Origin of the sequence: Mucilaginibacter sp. RCC_168, from assembly GCF_041355315.1 — a bacterium.
Lineage (GTDB): Bacteria > Bacteroidota > Bacteroidia > Sphingobacteriales > Sphingobacteriaceae > Mucilaginibacter.
In genome coordinates this window covers 15,250-31,484 of record NZ_JBFUPN010000038.1, presented here as the reverse complement: position 1 = coordinate 31,484, position 16,235 = coordinate 15,250, and the positions used below count along the sequence as shown (strand labels likewise).

Sequence of the window (16,235 nt, the reverse complement as noted above, 5' to 3'; positions counted from 1 at the left end):
CTGATGATTTGATTTTTGATATGTATGTCTACACATCTGAAATTTGCATATCTGAAATCTGCACATCTATTTTTTATCCTAAATTCGCTCTCCTAATTTTATCCAGGAGCAAAACATTGAGCGATACAGAAACACAGGACGGAGATCATCATTTTATTTTCAGAAGCACCAACCTGGAATCGATGACCAGCAGGGATATTGCGCAACATAACCCGGCCGGTTTCTATACCGAAGATGATGCCGGTCAATATCTTGCACCTATCAGTCTAACTGTTAACGAAGGTGTATTTCATCAACCCCAAAATGCCACCTTCCCTACCGTAACGGTATCACAAGATGCCGAACAACTGCTGCTCACCTGCGCTTGTACAAGCGAGCCGGGTAAACTATGCGAACATGAAGCGCTGGTATTACAAACCATTCTGCGAAAGGAAGAGCTTGCGGTTTTTTTTAATACGCGCCTGCGCCATCAAAAACTAAAAAATGCCGCCATACCCTATGGTTTGGAAAATGAGCCCGACCCTGACCAGTTTTTCCGGATCGAGCTGCTCTTTAATAAATTGATGATCAGCCCGCACTCACCCGATCTTTTCCCGGTAACCAAAGAAAGCCTGAACATCCTGCGTACGATGATATCTTCGGGGCCGGAACAGGCACCTGTTCCCTCTCCAACCGATAACGAACAAACGTACTTTGTGGTCATTCGTGAACACAAATACTATAAATATCTGCACGTTGAGCTTTTTGCCTCGGCCCTGACCAAAGAAGGAAAACTCAAAAACCCGCTGAACCGAATGGAGCCAATGGACCTGGTCTGGAAAACTACCGATCACGAGGAATTGAAGTTCTATACCGGCATCAGCAAGTTCCAAAATAACCTTACCGGCAAAAAAAGCGAAACAGATCTGGTGGCTTTGCGGGCTATCGTCAAAAACCCCATGGGCTATCCTTTTTATTACCAGGATACCGAGAAGGGCGAAAAGGTAAGCGCTTCGTCCCTGATACCTGTTAACGTAGCTCAACTTCCTCAGGGGGTGCAATTACGTGTAAAACCCGACGGATCTTTTTTTGAATTGTCACTTGATATCAATATAAATGGCGAACGCCACACGCTGAAAGATCAGCGCATTATGTTCAGCTATTTTCTGCTAAACGGTGACACCCTGTATCTGGCCGATAACCTGCAGGCGCTCAATGTGATGAGTTTCCTGAAGCAAAGGCCAGGTAATATGCTTGTCCATCAATCCAAATACCCTTTGATCAAAAGCCAGTGGCTCGGCAAACTGGAGGATACCATCGATGTAAAATACCAGCATATCCAAAACGCTACGTCAAAGCAGCTGGAGCAATTGGGCTTTAACCAGGATCCGGAAAAGGTTATCTATCTATCGGATTTTGGGGGCCATGTGATGCTGATCCCGGTAATGCGGTACGGGGAAGCCGAAATACAGGTGCGTACCAAAAGAAATATCTATGCTACCGATGCCAAAGGGAAAGAGTTCATGGTACAGCGCAATGAGCCTGCAGAAAAGGCTTTTATAGCCAGCCTGATCAGGCAGCATCCTTATTTTGAGGAACAGGCTGATGATGACCTGTTCTATTTTTACCTCCACAAAAAGCATTTCCTGAATGAGGATTGGTTTCTGGATGTTTTTGAACAATGGCGCCATCAACAAATCACCATACTGGGGTTTAACGAAATAGAAGGCAACCGGCTCAATCCCCACAAGATCAGTATCGATATTAAGGTACTGAGCGGCATCAACTGGTTTAATACCATTATAGAGGCTAAGTTTGGGCAGAAGAAAGCGAGCTTAAAAGCTTTGCATAAGGCCATACGCAACAAAAGCAAATTTGTACAGCTTGATGATGGTACCATAGGCATCCTCCCTGCCGAATGGATAGCCAAATTTGAAAGTTATTTTAATGCCGGTGAGGTTGCTGATGATGATACCTTACACACACCTAAAATAAACTTTTCATCAATAGAAACTATCTATGAGGCACAAGTATTAGCAGAAGAGGTTAAACAGGATCTCAGAAGTTACCGCGAAAAGTTTGCTAATTTTGAGATCATCGCACCCGTTGATGTGCCGGCTGAATTGCAGGGTACCCTTCGCCCCTATCAGCAACAGGGATTGAACTGGCTCAATTTCCTGGATGATTTTAATTTTGGAGGTTGCCTGGCGGACGATATGGGGCTCGGAAAATCTATCCAGGTGATCGCCTTTATCCTGTCGCAGCGTAAAAAAGTTAGTCAAAACACTAACCTCATCGTTGTACCTACTTCTTTGATCTTTAACTGGCAGCAGGAAATACAGAAATTCGCACCCTCCATTCGTTTACATACCCTTTATGGGGCCGACCGGGTAAAAGAAACATATGATTTTGACCTGTACGAAGTGATTCTGACAAGCTATGGCAATATGCTTTCCGACGTCCGTTTCCTGAAGGAGTATCATTTTAACTACATTTTTCTTGATGAATCGCAAAACATCAAGAATCCATCATCCCAAAGGTATAAGGCTGCACGTTTATTAAAATCGCGCAACAAAATTGTAGTGACCGGTACCCCCATCGAAAACAACACCTTTGATCTGTACGGTCAGCTATCTTTTGCCTGTCCTGGATTGCTGGGTGGTAAGCAATATTTTAAGGATATCTACTCCACGCCTATTGATCAGTTCAAGAGCAATATCCGCGCTGCCGAATTACAGAAAAAGATAAAACCCTTTATCCTGAGAAGAACCAAGGAACAGGTAGCGGGCGATCTGCCGGAGAAAACAGAAATGGTGCTGCACTGTGAAATGGGTGCCGAACAAAAACGGATCTATGACGCTTATGAAAAGGAGTTCAGGGAGTATATTTCGGCTATTAACAACGAAGAACTGAAAAAAAGCCCGATGAACGTATTAAAAGGGCTTACCAAACTCCGCCAGATCTGTGATTCGCCTGTTTTATTAAGCGGCGACCGCCTGCCGGGCAAAGAGTCGGCCAAGATCGATACCCTGATTGAGCAGATAGAAAGTAAATCGCCGGAGCATAAAATACTGGTATTTTCGCAGTTCACCGGCATGCTCGACCTGATCAGTAAAGAACTGCTCAGCCGGAAGATCTCCTTCGTGCAGTTAACCGGCAAAACCCGCAACCGCGAAGCTGTAGTACAATCTTTTCAAGAAGATCACAGCTGCCGGGTATTCCTCATCAGTCTGAAAGCCGGCGGTACAGGGCTTAATCTTACGGAAGCCGATTACATTTATCTGATCGATCCCTGGTGGAACCCGGCTGTGGAAAACCAGGCCATTGACCGTGCCCATCGCATAGGGCAAAACAAAAGAGTGGTAGCCATCCGGCTCATTTGCCCTGGTACGGTAGAAGAAAAGATCATGCAGATACAGGAAAACAAAAGAGACCTTGTACATGATCTTGTTAAAACAGATACCAACATCCTCAAAGCCCTATCCAGAGAAGATCTGTTGGATTTGCTGACACCTTTGCATGTTTTATCGGATTAGAGTGCAGAATGGGTTGTGCTAACTACCAAATCTTTACTCTTTGGTTTTCTGATTTGTAATTTTTATCACCAGGCTGTATATTAAATGCCTGATAAAAAGGGGCAAAATTCATTAAAGGGCCATTTACACGCCACATAGCCGGTGAGTGCGGATTAGTGTTCACGTAGGTGCGAAGAAATGCATCTCTTGTTTTCACCCTCCATATCCTTGCAATAGACAGGAAAAAGCGCTGATCGGGAGTAAAACCATCAATTTTTACAGAGCCTTTTCCCTGTTCCGTCATCTTAAATGCATCATAGGCAATAGCAATGCCACCATTATCAGCAGTGTTTTCACCCAAGGTAAGGCCCCCTTTTATATGAACAGTATCTAAAACGGTAAATGAGCTGTATAAATCAACTAACTGTTTTGTTTTCGCCCTAAACTTTTGATAATCTTCCTTTGTCCACCAGTTTTTTACGTTACCATCCTTATCAAACTGTGCGCCCTGGTCATCAAAGGCATGCGTCATCTCATGGCCAATCACCATCCCTATGCCGCCATAATTGATGGCATCGTCTGCCGAAAAATCAAAATAAGGGAATTGCAAAATACCGGCGGGGAAAACAACTTCATTAAAAGATGGATTATAGTAAGCTGTAACCGTAGACGGTGTTGTACCCCATTCTGTTTTATCAACCGGCTTGTTCAATTTTGCCAGTTCAAAATTATAACTGTTTTGGTTAAGCGAAAGGATATTTTCAAAGTATTTGGTTCTATTAATCTGCACCTTATCGTAATTCCGCCATTTATCAGGGTAACCTAATTTTTTGGTAATAGCATATAGTTTTTCTTTTGCTTTTTGTTTGGTACTGTCACTCATCCAATCAAGATGATTGATCCTGTTTTCAAAAGATTTTTGCAAATTGTTTACTAATGCAAGCACACGCTTTTTTGCGTCCTCATTAAAATATCGTTTTACATATAATTGTCCTAAGGCTTGCCCTAAATAATTGTCAACGTTTTCGGTCATGATCTGCCTGCGGGATTTTTGTTTGGCTTGTCCCGATAATACTTTATTAAACTCAAATGAGGCATCCACAAATGGTTTACTAAGTGTTTCGGCGTAGTTTTGGAGTGTACTTGCTTTTAAATAGATTTTCCAGTCATTTATGGATATTGATTTCAATTGTTCATTTAACTTATCGTAATAAGCAGGTTGGGCCATATCAATAGAGTCGGTTGTTGCGCCTAAGCCGGCAAGCAATGTTCCCCAACCTATATTAGCTTGTGTTTTGCTGATGGATGCAACTGCTACTTTATGATAATTTGCGTTTACATCTCTTAGTTCAATATTTGTTTTATGCGATGCAGCATTTTGTTTTTCGATGCTGTAAGTAACATCTGCGTCCTTAGTAGCTTTGGCAACATCACTACCGGTTAATTGAAATAAGGTGCGGATGTATTTTTTATAGGCTTGCTGAATAAGTAGCGTAGATGAATCTGTTTTAAAATAATAATCCCTTTCTGGTAAACCAATACCAGTTTGAGAAACATGGGCAATGTTGATGCTGCTGTTTTTGTTGTCGGGATAAATACCAAAGCTAATAACCGAGCTGTTCCCGTTTTTTAGTTCCGCTGCTACGAATTTGGTCAGCGATGGTATGTCATTAATGGCGTTAATACGCGCAAGTATTAGCTTAATGGGTTGGTATCCACGTTGGTTAATGGTAGCCATATCCATGCCTGAAGCGTAAAAATCACCTACCTTCTGTTCAACGCTTCCCATATTATTCTTAGTTTTCGAAACACTGTCCAGGATGTTTTGCAACAGTTGCTTTTGGGGGATGTTCATGAAACTATATGAACCTACCCCTGCTTGATCGCCGGCAATTTTTGCGGTGTCGTACCAGCGCCCGTTAACATAGCGAAAGAAATTGTCGCCTGGTTTTGTCAGGGAGTCAATTCCGGCTACATCAACAAAACTTTTCTTGTGATCATTCCGATAATTCCATGCACTCAAAACGACTAGCGCAACGCACAGATAAAATGCTTTATTCATAAACTGCAAGATTTGTTTAAAGTTAATGATTTTTTTGCTCGGCTGTAAAACGGCAAAGAGAAGATATTATATATGCGATTACAGGTGTCTCTTCCCTTCAACCCCACTGAACATAAAAAGCTCCTTAATTACTTAAGGAGCTTTTTATGTTTTTTGCCTATGGTCGGTGTTATCACTACAAGTGTTCGGAAGAATAAATTGCGACGTTACATTTTATAAAGTATCTGAAACAAGCTTGCTCCGTTAGGAGCTACCTGTTTATAGCACCGCATCGCCCTCTTTTATGCCTCGTAGAGGCTACCCTTATACAATTTACCTGCTCAGTTAGGGTGCACCTACGGAGCAAAAAGATATTTTGTCTTGTATTTCTACAAACAGGTAGCTCCTAACGGAGCATATCGACAATAAAATGCAATAGGTCTATTTACCCTTTAATCTTCCTAACACTTGGGGTGTTATCACAGCACCATTTCAAACAAAAAAGCCGACCTTACCGACCGGCTTTTTTGCCTTATCTATTTAGCCCGTTCAACGTATTCGCCGGTGCGGGTATCCACTTTTATTCTATCGCCCTGATTAACAAAGAGAGGTACTTTAATTTCTACTCCATTTTCTGTGGTGGCTGTTTTCAGCGCGCCTGATGAAGTATCACCTTTAACGGCAGGTTCGGCGTAGGTAATTTCAAGGTCTACAAAGTTGGGGGCCACCGCCATGATCGGTTCTTCGCTTTCAAACGAAACGATCACGCTCATTCCTTCTTTCAGGAATTTCACCGCAGGCCCGAAAAGCGCTTTCGGGATATTATGCTGTTCGAAAGAGGTGTTATCCATGATCACCATGGCGTCGCCATCTTCATACAGGTATTGAAAATCGTTTGTTTCAACACGGCAAATTTCAACTTGTTCGTCGGTAGCTAAACGGGCTTCAACAATTTTTCCTGTTTTTATGTTACGAAACTTATCAAGATAGAATGCTCCGCCTTTGCCTGGCGTACGATGCAGCACTTCTGTTACGGTTACCAGTTCGCCGTTGAAGCGTAGTATATTACCTACTTTAATTTCGGATGCTTTTGCCATGAAAATATAATTAGAAAATTTAAGCCCCAAAGATAGATTAACTTTGCGAATCACCTAAAAATAAGTTCAGACGGTCAGGGTTAGATAACCATTTATTAGTTTTTTAACCTTTTTAAAAAGTCATATTGGGTTGCATCTATTGTTCCATCGCGCAACAAACATACGTCAACAGTTATCATCCCATTAAACGATCTTATTTTTTTGATATAGGTTGACATATAATCATCTGTGTATCTTAAACCCGGTTGAGCCCAGCCGTTGCCTAAATATGACAGTATATGCCACTTTATTTTGCTTGTTTTAAATTCCGGCGAAGGCAAACTTTCAAATTTATCAGATTCGCCGCCTATAAAATTGCCAATAGTGTTTATACCAACTACATCTTTGGGACCTAAAAAATTAAATGCAACAAGTGCTTTTTGATTTCCGGCCTGAGCCGCTTTCATGTAGTTTTTTAACAGCGCATCATTGTAGCCAATAAAATTATAACTACCATCGAACCACCATCCGGTGATTTTTTTTCCATATTGAAGACTAACGCTCCTTATTATCCTGCTCCAGCTTTTTACCCACAATTCATCTACCTTAAATATCCCTTTATATTCTGGCCTGCTACTTGGATTATTCAATGCTAAACTGGCCTTGCCGTCGGCCCGGGGGCCATCGCCGGTTACGTATAAAAATAGTTTTATACCCTTTTTATTCAGCGCGGCATACAGATCAGATACCAAATCCCTTTGACTTGTAGCCTCACCACGTTTATAACCTGTAAGTTGTTCATATGTAGTATTGGGAAAACAGAAATATTTATCTATTTGCTCGCTGGTAATTACAACATAGTCAGCGTGAATTGCGGCCAGTTGATCTGCTATTTTATTAACATTTAAATCATTAACACAATCGTTCCAACTGGTTACTTTGCCTTGGTTCCATGGTGCTTTTGTGTTTTGTAATCCATTTAAATAATGAAAAAAGATACCAAAATGAAGTTCTTTAGGATGCTTTACTCTTTTTACCGGTGCAGCCAAACAATAGATTTTGGATAGTATTAAAATTAAAAGAAGGAGTGTTTTTACCGATAGTCTCATAGAATCATAATTTGCCGACCATCCATCATTTTGGTCATTGTGGTTTAATATTCAGCATTCATAACGTTATTTGAAAAAAATGTTGTGCGTTAATTTGCCACAAACAAAAAAACAGCTATGATAAACTGCTTATTAAAGGATTGACAGAGGAATGCACAACTATATTAAAGCAAAAAAAACCCGCTTTACAATGGTGTAAAGCGGGTTTGTGCGGAAGAAGGGACTCGAACCCCCACGCCGTGAAGCGCCAGATCCTAAGTCTGGTGCGGCTACCAATTACGCCACTTCCGCATTAGGATTTTAACAGGTCGCAAAGATAGTGTTTAATGCTAAATTCTAAAACAAATTTTTTGTTTTTTAGCTATCCCCCTCATTTCGTTGCCATTAAATTAATGTTAAGGCTTTTACTATACTGCTAAAATAACCAGGTGCATATAATAAGCGGCTGCCATACCACGAAAACATTTCACCATCAACCAGCATAACTTTTGCCTTAGGCAGCATCAGCTTAAATTCATCTATATGTTTTTGCTTAAAGGGATACGGCTCTGACGATAAAAAGATCACATCAGGATCAACTTTGATTATTTCCTGCGAAGTTAATTCCGGATACCTGTCTTTATCAATGGCGTTAGTTAATCCGCATTTTTGAAGCATACTGTCAATAAAAGTTCCTGTGCCGGCAAGCATATAAGGTTTACGCCAGATAAAATAAGCTACTTTTTGATTGATGGCGGGTAATGTCAGATGAGTAAAGCGGGTAACAATATCATCACATAAAGCAATGGCTTCTGTTTCGCGGTTTACGAGTGAGCCTACGGTTTTGATCATATCCAAAGCGCTGTCAAGATCATGAATATCACTTATCCAAACCGGACAAATGGTCATCAACTCTTCAACCTGGCTGCGTTCGTTTTCTTCTTTATTGGCGATGATCAGGTCGGGCTTTAATGTCCTTATCTGTTCAATATTTAATTGTTTGGTGCCCCCTACTTTGGCCTTTGTTTTAAATTTATCCTCCGGATGAATACAGAATTTAGTAATTCCAATAACTTCGGTATCAAGCCCTAAATAAAACAGCAATTCTGTTTGTGATGGTACTACAGATATAATCCTTTTGGGAACTGCCGGCAAACTGACCACACGATTGAGCTGATCGTGAAAAACCGCCATGTTAAAACGCGTTTTTCTCGCCTTTTACCACGTTCCACACAGTCAGGAAGATAATCTTCATATCTAACAGGAACGACCAGTTTTCCAGGTACCAAACATCAGCCTCAACACGCTCAAGCATAGCTTGGGTGGTTTGGGTTTCGCCTCTTAAGCCCTTGATCTGAGCCCAGCCTGTAATACCGGGTTTAAGAAAGTGCCTAACCATAAAGGTGTCAATCAGTTGTGAGTATTGTTGCGTATGGCTGATCATATGCGGCCTTGGCCCCACTACAGACATATTACCTAAAAGCACATTAAAGAATTGCGGTAATTCATCAATGCTTGTTTTACGAATAAATGCACCGGTTTTGGTAATGCGCGAGTCACCCCTGGTAGCCTGTTTCTTATCAGAATCATTATTTACCCGCATACTTCGAAACTTGTAACACTTAAACGGCTTGTTATCACGACCTGAACGCTCCTGCACAAAAAATATAGGACCTTTTGATTCCAACTTGATCAAAAGGGCCAGTATTGGAAACAACCAGCTAAAGACGAATAAAATGATGAACAGGGAAAATGCCACGTCAAATAATCGCTTAATTGACCGGTTTAGCATGTTCTCTAAAGGTTCGGGTCTTACTGATATGACCGGGATATGCCCAAAGCTTTGTATAAAGGTTGGTTTCTTGGCGTAATCATAATACTCGGGTATGAATTTAAACCGGATGAGGTTTTTATCAGCGTCGAGCATTAATTTTTCTATGGTTTGAGCCTCTGAATTAGGGAGTGTGCAAAATATCTCGTCAACCTTATTATTAAGCACCCAATTAATGCAATCCTCGGTTCCGCCCAGGTAGAGGCGCCTATCCATCATATGCTCCGTACTGTCATCAAAAAAGCCAACCAGGTTATAACCACGTTCGGGGTTTTGTTTGAAAAAGCTATACAGATCAGATCCTATCCTGCCCCCGCCAATAATAATTACGGCCCTTGTATCAATTAATGAAGCGCGATCGCTTTTACGTATGGTAAGAAACACCAGCTTCCATAACCCTAACAAAAAGCCAAATAATGCCAGCGAATAAAACAGATATTCGCGGGTTATAAAATAAGCCTTCGTCCCTATCAGTATAATGATGGTGAAGCAAATAAAGCTTACAAATAAGAGGTAGGTTTTAATTACTCCGCGATAGGTTTTTATTGAATCTTTGTTTAAGACATGTTCATATAAGCCGGTGATATTGGCAGAAAGCAACCAAATTAAATTAAACACCAGTACAATAGGCAAATATTTTCTGTTACTTATCCAAAAAATATATGATCTATCTTCGATGAAGTAAGAAAGTACCATGCTTATATTAAGTATAATATAATCAATGGTAAGGTTCACTGCTTTAATAAAAGTAGCGTATCTGTGAATCATTTATTAGAGCTTATATAGTAGAAAACACACGCTAAAATTAGCATAATTTATTTATAAAGCAACCTGAATGTTGAATGTTAAACGGGTTGTAAAGCTGTAAAATGCTGCCCGCAAAATTATAAATTAAGAAAACCCATACAAAACCAAATATAAAGCAATTAACTAAAAAATAAGAGACACTGCAATACATAAACAGCATTTTTTTATATTGTTAACAAGAATTATAGCCGCCCGTTTACAAGATCTTTTTCTAAAATCCCTTTTATGTCATATATAACTGATAAATCGTTTTTCTTTAACTCAGTGTAATTTAATTTAAGAAACTCCCGATGGCCAACGGCAATAACGATGGCATCATAATTCCCCCGTAATTTATAAATATCCTTTACAGTATCTACACCGTACTCTTGCTTAACTTCAATCGAGTCGGCCCAGGGATCATATATTTCGCAACTGGCTTCAAAGCCGTTCAAAACTTTCACAATATCAATAACCCGGGTATTGCGAACGTCAGGGCAATTTTCTTTAAAAGTAAATCCTAACACTAATATATTTGAATGTTTAACTGATATATCGTTTTTTATCATCAGTTTTATTACCTCCAGAGCCACATAAGTGCCCATACCGTCATTAAGTCGGCGTCCGGCTAATATAATCTCCGGGTGATAACCTACCTCCTGAGCCTTTTGCGCCAGGTAATAAGGATCTACACCAGTACAATGCCCGCCAACCAATCCTGGCTTAAAATTCAGAAAATTCCATTTGGTACCTGCGGCCTCTAAAACAGCATGAGTATCAATATTCATCATGTTGAATATCTTGGCCAGTTCATTTACAAAGGCAATATTGATATCCCGCTGCGAATTCTCGATGACCTTACATGCTTCGGCCACTTTTATATTGGGGGCTTTGTGCGTTCCTGCTGTTATAATGGAACGGTAAAGCCCGTCAATAAAATCCGCAGCCTCGGTTGTTGAGCCCGAGGTTACTTTTAAGATATTGGTAAGCGTATGTACTTTGTCGCCAGGGTTTATACGTTCCGGTGAATATCCTGCAAAAAAATCGTTATTAAACTCCAATCCGGAGGTTTGTTCCAATACCGGGACACAAACATCTTCCGTGGCACCTGGAAATACAGTCGATTCATATATCACTATATCACCCGCTTTAAGTACACTTCCTACACTTTTGCTGGCTTTAATCAGTAAGCTCAAATCCGGACGGTTATACTGATCAGTTGGAGTAGGTACGGCGACAATATAAACGTTGCATAGAGCAATGTCATGAACAGAAGATGTAAACAGGAGCCCTTTATCGGCCGTTACGTTTGTTGCTAATACCGATGATAACGCAACCGAATCTGTCTCCAGGGTACGATCAAAGGCGTTATTCAATTCATCGACGCGGCTTTGTTTAATATCAAACCCTTTTACAGGATATTTTTTGGCAAATTCTACGGCTAAAGGTAAACCAACATACCCTAACCCGATAATAGCGATATGAGTACTGGCAGATGGTACAAATATTTTGGAGAATTGATTTGATGATTGATCAATCATTTTTTATAGCTGTAGATAGTAAATATAGACTTATTTTTTATGATGCTTAACCCTCTTTATTGATTATAGATCTGGTAAACACCCTGAATAGTTCTGTCTGAGGCAGAACCAACCAGCAGTGTAGTGATCTTTTTTTCGATCATTAATTGCTCGGCCTGGCTCACAAATTCATCTTCATCAATAATAATGGGATTAGGAGTCATAATTTCGGCTACGGTTAATGTTGAAGTATCGGGGTGTTGTAATAATGCTCTTCGCAGGTCACCATCGGTAACTATTCCTTTAATATAGGTGGCATCACCTACCATAACCATTCCTAATCTTCCTGCAGACATGCTGAGTAACAACTCCATGAAGGGAGCATTTTCATTTATAAAAGGCAGCCTATCCGTACGCATCAGGTCTTTCACCTTAACCAGCAATTTACGCCCCAGGCTTCCGCCGGGATGGAAACGAGCAAAATCATGTTGCTGAAAACCTCGCGACTCCATGAGGGCTATGGCCAGGGCGTCGCCCATAACCAATGCTGCCGTTGTTGATGAAGTAGGCGCCAGCTCCAACGGACATGCCTCTCTTGAAATCTTGATATTCAAATGGTGATGACTATTTTTAGCCACGGTTGAATTGGGGTTACCGGTAACCCCAATAACAAGGTTTTTGTTCCAGGTTAAAAACGGAATGATCCTGAGCACCTCATCCGTTTCTCCCGAATAGGATATCAGCATCACAATATCATTAGAACTTACCATGCCCAGGTCGCCATGAAAAGCTTCGCCCGGGTGCAGAAAAAAGCTGGGTGTACCTGTGCTGGCCAGCGTAGCGGCTATTTTTTTACCAATGAGTCCAGATTTTCCTATCCCGATCACAATCAGTTTACCTGTAGTGTTTAGTATCACATTAACTACTTTGGTAAATTCATCATCAATTAAGCCAGCTACATGTTGTAACGACTCAATTTCAACATCAAAAACCCTTTTGGCAATATCTTTCATCCGCAGTTAATTATCGAATTATTGAGTTAGTGAATTAGTGATTTAGTGATTTACGCATTCTTCTGTGTGTGAAAACATGCTCATAGATATTTTATTAGGTTTGCCTGAATCAAAATTTACTTATTAATTATTGAATTGAATTCTGTTAATTCTTTAATTCAATAAATTCAGGTTCAGACAAAAATTGGCTCATCAGGACAATAACGGCGCTAATACCTTATCCAGGTCATGGAGCTTAACCATGTTAGGGCCATCGCTTAATGCATTATCCGGATCGGGATGGATCTCCATAAAATAGCCATCGGCACCAAAAGCCCTGGCTGCCAGTGCCATCATTGGTACAAAAGTACGATCGCCGCCGGTTTTACCTCCTGCCCCGCCCGGTCGTTGTACCGAATGGGTGCAATCCATACAAACCGGGTGTCCAAAAGCCTTCATATCATAAATATTCCTAAAATCGACAGCCAGGTTATTATACCCGTACATATTACCGCGTTCGGTTAATATCACCTGGTCATTTCCTGCTTCTATTACCTTTTGTGCCGGGTAAAACATATCCTGCCCCGACAAAAACTGCGCTTTTTTTACGTTTACTATTTTACCTGTTTGGGCTGCGGCAACCAGCAGATCAGTTTGGCGGCATAAAAAAGCCGGGATCTGTAATATGTCAACCACCTGGGCGGCAATAGCAGCCTGGCTTGGTTCATGAATATCTGTAGTTACCGGTAGGCCAAAACGATCTTTCACATTTTGCAGCATTTCCATGCCTTTTTCAATGCCCGGGCCGCGATAGGAATGAATAGAGGTACGGTTAGCTTTATCAAATGATGATTTAAATATCACAGGAACCTGATAACGCTCGCCTGCTTTGGCCACTTTTTCGGCTACCTGGTACAGGAGCTCCTGGTTTTCCATTACACAGGGTCCTAATATAAAGAACGGCTTTTGCCGCATTTGTTCAAACAACATGATGTGGTATTTATGGTATAAGAGGCAAAGATAATGATAAGCACCAATTACAACGAATAGGAAATATCAGGTGCGAATTTCACAGATGGACACGAATTTCACGAATAAACACGAATTTCTCAAACAGGATGATACTACACCAACTGAATAATATTACTATTATATCAATTCGTGTCAATTAATTTTTATTCGTAAAATTCGTGCTAACTTGTTTTTATTCTTGAAATTCGTGCTATGAATTATTTTGAATTTTACGGTATCGCTGAATCCTTTGATATTGACACCGCCCTGCTGAAAAAGAAATTCTACGCGTTGAGTAAGCAATATCATCCGGATTTTTATGCAGGCGAAGATGAGGCCAAACAGCAGGAAATACTGGAGTTATCAACCCTAAATAACAAGGCTTATCAGGTACTTTCTGACCCGGCACGCCGTATGGAATACATTTTAAAGCTGCATGATCTGGTTTCTGAGGGCGCAAAACCACAACTTCCAGCAGATTTTTTAATGGAAATGATGGACATTAATGAACACTTGATGGAAGTTGATAATGCTGAACAACTGGCTGCTGTTACTACAGAAGTACTTGCTATTGAGGGAGATATTAAAGACAAACTAACTAAGCTTACCGTTGATTATGAACATTTAGACCATACAGCCCAGGAAAGCAGACGGAATGAAATAGCAGAAATTTACTATAGACAAAAATATCTGTTGCGAATTAAAGAGAGTTTAGATACATTTGCAGCCCGCTTGTAAGAAATACCACTTACAATCTGAGTATGCCCAGCTGGCGGAATTGGTAGACGCGCTGGTCTCAAACACCTGTGGGAAACCGTGCCGGTTCGACTCCGGCGCTGGGTACGGAAATTTAATAAAGCGCTAACACATTGATTGTTAGTGCTTTATTTATTATAAATCTTCTTTAAACCACCAAAAAAATCAATACTTTACTATATCCAAAATTGTAAGTGTCTAATTTTCAATATCTTAATAAAATTTATTTTATACATTTGCAACAAGAAATAATATGATTCTCCTATTTTAACGATTGAAAGTAAACTCGCTTTAGGTACTCCGCAAAGAAGCCAGAGAGTTACTTGTATGACGACTCCCTGGCTAATTAATTGACATGCAAGCTAATTTCGTAAGATGCTCGCAGAGTGGCAATTAGATTTTTTTCAACTACTAATTAAGCCCCCAGCCATACCGAAGCCGAAAAACTCCCGAGGCGTTAACCGTTGAAAGGGTAATATTATTACCGCTTCCACCCCTCGTTTGGAGGCTGTAACTGTCACCGTCCCTAAGGCCAGGCCAGTAAACGCTTGCAATCGAATTGTTCCTGAATACGTTGCTGCTGGCTACGATGTAGGCAATTTCATTATCGGATTGCGACCCGTTTTGGTAGTCTTTGCCACTGCTCATGGTAGCGCCGAATTCCGTGACCACAGTCCGCGAGCCGTAGCTTCCGTACCTGCTTTTCCAGTCAGTTTCCCATGCCGACTCGGAACGGGTTGCCCAATATGCATAATTGTGCAGGGATAGCAGGCAAGAGGTAAACCGGCTGTCGGCACCTACCCCGGTCACATTTTCAGAATACCCGGTGCCGCTCAGCAGGATGCGGCCTTTAGGTACACTGGAATACTTGGAGAGCCATTGCGCATAAATTGAGGTCAGGTCTGTCAAGCTGTACCCGTATGGCTCATTAAATACTTCGAAATAAACATTGCTGTTATTGCCGTACTTGGTTACAACGGTTTGCCACATTGTCCAGAAAGCAGTAAGGTCGTCAATTTTGCCATCGTTATTCGATGAGCTGTCCCAGCAGCCCAAAATCACCTTGAAGCCGTTGCTCAGGGCCTTGTCGATGGCTCCGGTGTAGGCGCTCCACCACGTTGATGAAACGCTTGACGGGTTGATGGGCAGCCTAACGGTATTTACGCCTGAAATGTTGTTCTTGAACCCGGTAAGTATGCCGTTAGCCTTGGCCTGAACCGTGCTGTAAGTGTCCGAAGCCGTCAGTCCAGAGGGAATTACCCAGCTATCCTGAAAGTTATCCCGCCCGTCTGCCCAGTTCACCCCGGCAATAGAGGCAGCACCTACCGCTAAAGTCCCCAGCGCCGCCGCCTTAGCTTCGGCAGTTTGCGTTTCCGATTGCGGAGAAAACTCCGTCCCCTGCTTTTTGCAGCCGCAGAAAGAATAAATCAAACAAAGTAGAATTAAGCTCTTTTTCATAAAATTTGGTTTTTGGTTTATAATTGAGTTAGTTGGTATGCATTGTGAGCGCCCGCTTAACGATCCTTCTGATAATCAGACAGGAACTGTTCGTAACGGCATTTTATAGCAAAGTAATTGTAAAAGAAAGCCCGAGGCTTCCGATAGGTGTTTATAATTTGATACTAAGCTAATGGGTTGTT

11 protein-coding genes and 2 tRNA genes are annotated in these 16,235 nt (G+C 41.2%); 3 read left to right on the top strand and 10 right to left on the bottom strand.

Translation table 11 applies throughout. The features are described from left to right. The first annotated feature begins 116 nt into the window (after positions 1–116). Entirely contained in the window at positions 117–3,515 is a 3,399-nt protein-coding gene (locus tag AB6735_RS26555; protein WP_370999217.1) for a DEAD/DEAH box helicase, read from the top strand. 22 nt (positions 3,516–3,537) lie between these two features. Here the strand turns inward: AB6735_RS26555 and AB6735_RS26550 are convergent, their stop codons facing one another. From AB6735_RS26550 to kdsA, 9 genes are all read right to left on the bottom strand, one after another. Further along, entirely contained in the window at positions 3,538–5,556 is a 2,019-nt protein-coding gene (locus AB6735_RS26550; protein ID WP_370999216.1) for a M13 family metallopeptidase, read from the bottom strand. 515 nt (positions 5,557–6,071) lie between these two features. Continuing rightward, positions 6,072–6,632, bottom strand: a complete 561-nt coding sequence (gene efp / locus AB6735_RS26545) for an elongation factor P (protein WP_370999215.1) — start codon at positions 6,630–6,632, stop codon at positions 6,072–6,074. A gap of 95 nt (positions 6,633–6,727) precedes the next feature. Further along, positions 6,728–7,720 carry an alpha-L-fucosidase gene (locus AB6735_RS26540; RefSeq protein ID WP_370999214.1) on the bottom strand — a complete coding sequence of 331 codons (993 nt, stop codon included), beginning with the start codon at positions 7,718–7,720 and terminating at the stop codon, positions 6,728–6,730. Between the two features lie 209 nt (positions 7,721–7,929). After that, a tRNA-Leu gene (locus AB6735_RS26535) sits at positions 7,930–8,011 on the bottom strand. 93 nt (positions 8,012–8,104) lie between these two features. Beyond that, on the bottom strand, positions 8,105–8,893 hold the full coding sequence (locus tag AB6735_RS26530) for an ABC transporter substrate-binding protein (protein WP_370999213.1): 789 nt from the start codon (positions 8,891–8,893) through the stop codon (positions 8,105–8,107). Between the two features lies 1 nt (position 8,894). After that, the gene (locus AB6735_RS26525) at positions 8,895–10,298 is read right to left on the bottom strand and encodes an undecaprenyl-phosphate glucose phosphotransferase (protein WP_370999212.1); all 1,404 of its coding nucleotides are present in this window, start codon (positions 10,296–10,298) and stop codon (positions 8,895–8,897) included. A 221-nt stretch (positions 10,299–10,519) separates the two neighbouring features. Next, a complete protein-coding gene (locus tag AB6735_RS26520) occupies positions 10,520–11,857 on the bottom strand; it encodes a nucleotide sugar dehydrogenase (RefSeq protein ID WP_370999211.1) in 1,338 nt (445 codons plus the stop codon). A gap of 56 nt (positions 11,858–11,913) precedes the next feature. After that, positions 11,914–12,849 (bottom strand): SIS domain-containing protein, encoded by a 936-nt coding sequence (locus AB6735_RS26515; protein WP_370999210.1) that lies wholly within the window; start codon positions 12,847–12,849, stop codon positions 11,914–11,916. A 192-nt stretch (positions 12,850–13,041) separates the two neighbouring features. Beyond that, a complete protein-coding gene (gene kdsA, locus AB6735_RS26510; RefSeq protein WP_370999209.1) occupies positions 13,042–13,818 on the bottom strand; it encodes a 3-deoxy-8-phosphooctulonate synthase in 777 nt (258 codons plus the stop codon). Positions 13,819–14,052: 234 nt separating this feature from the next. On the opposite strand from kdsA, the gene hscB reads away from it, so the two are divergent. After that, positions 14,053–14,577 carry a Fe-S protein assembly co-chaperone HscB gene (gene hscB / locus AB6735_RS26505; protein ID WP_370999208.1) on the top strand — a complete coding sequence of 175 codons (525 nt, stop codon included), beginning with the start codon at positions 14,053–14,055 and terminating at the stop codon, positions 14,575–14,577. Between the two features lie 25 nt (positions 14,578–14,602). Then, a tRNA-Leu gene (locus tag AB6735_RS26500) sits at positions 14,603–14,682 on the top strand. Between the two features lie 324 nt (positions 14,683–15,006). Here the strand turns inward: AB6735_RS26500 and AB6735_RS26495 are convergent. Then, positions 15,007–16,053 (bottom strand): cellulase family glycosylhydrolase, encoded by a 1,047-nt coding sequence (locus AB6735_RS26495; protein ID WP_370999207.1) that lies wholly within the window; start codon positions 16,051–16,053, stop codon positions 15,007–15,009. Between the last annotated feature and the right edge of the window lie 182 nt (positions 16,054–16,235).

Coding starts and splice junctions, on each gene's coding strand:
- AB6735_RS26550 (WP_370999216.1), bottom strand. CDS start 5,556: ATGAATAAAGCATTTTATCTGTGCGTTGCGCTAGTCGTTTTGAGTGCA.
- efp (WP_370999215.1), bottom strand. CDS start 6,632: ATGGCAAAAGCATCCGAAATTAAAGTAGGTAATATACTACGCTTCAAC.
- AB6735_RS26540 (WP_370999214.1), bottom strand. CDS start 7,720: ATGAGACTATCGGTAAAAACACTCCTTCTTTTAATTTTAATACTATCC.
- AB6735_RS26530 (WP_370999213.1), bottom strand. CDS start 8,893: ATGGCGGTTTTTCACGATCAGCTCAATCGTGTGGTCAGTTTGCCGGCA.
- AB6735_RS26525 (WP_370999212.1), bottom strand. CDS start 10,298: ATGATTCACAGATACGCTACTTTTATTAAAGCAGTGAACCTTACCATT.
- AB6735_RS26520 (WP_370999211.1), bottom strand. CDS start 11,857: ATGATTGATCAATCATCAAATCAATTCTCCAAAATATTTGTACCATCT.
- AB6735_RS26515 (WP_370999210.1), bottom strand. CDS start 12,849: ATGAAAGATATTGCCAAAAGGGTTTTTGATGTTGAAATTGAGTCGTTA.
- kdsA (WP_370999209.1), bottom strand. CDS start 13,818: ATGTTGTTTGAACAAATGCGGCAAAAGCCGTTCTTTATATTAGGACCC.
- hscB (WP_370999208.1), top strand. CDS start 14,053: ATGAATTATTTTGAATTTTACGGTATCGCTGAATCCTTTGATATTGAC.
- AB6735_RS26495 (WP_370999207.1), bottom strand. CDS start 16,053: ATGAAAAAGAGCTTAATTCTACTTTGTTTGATTTATTCTTTCTGCGGC.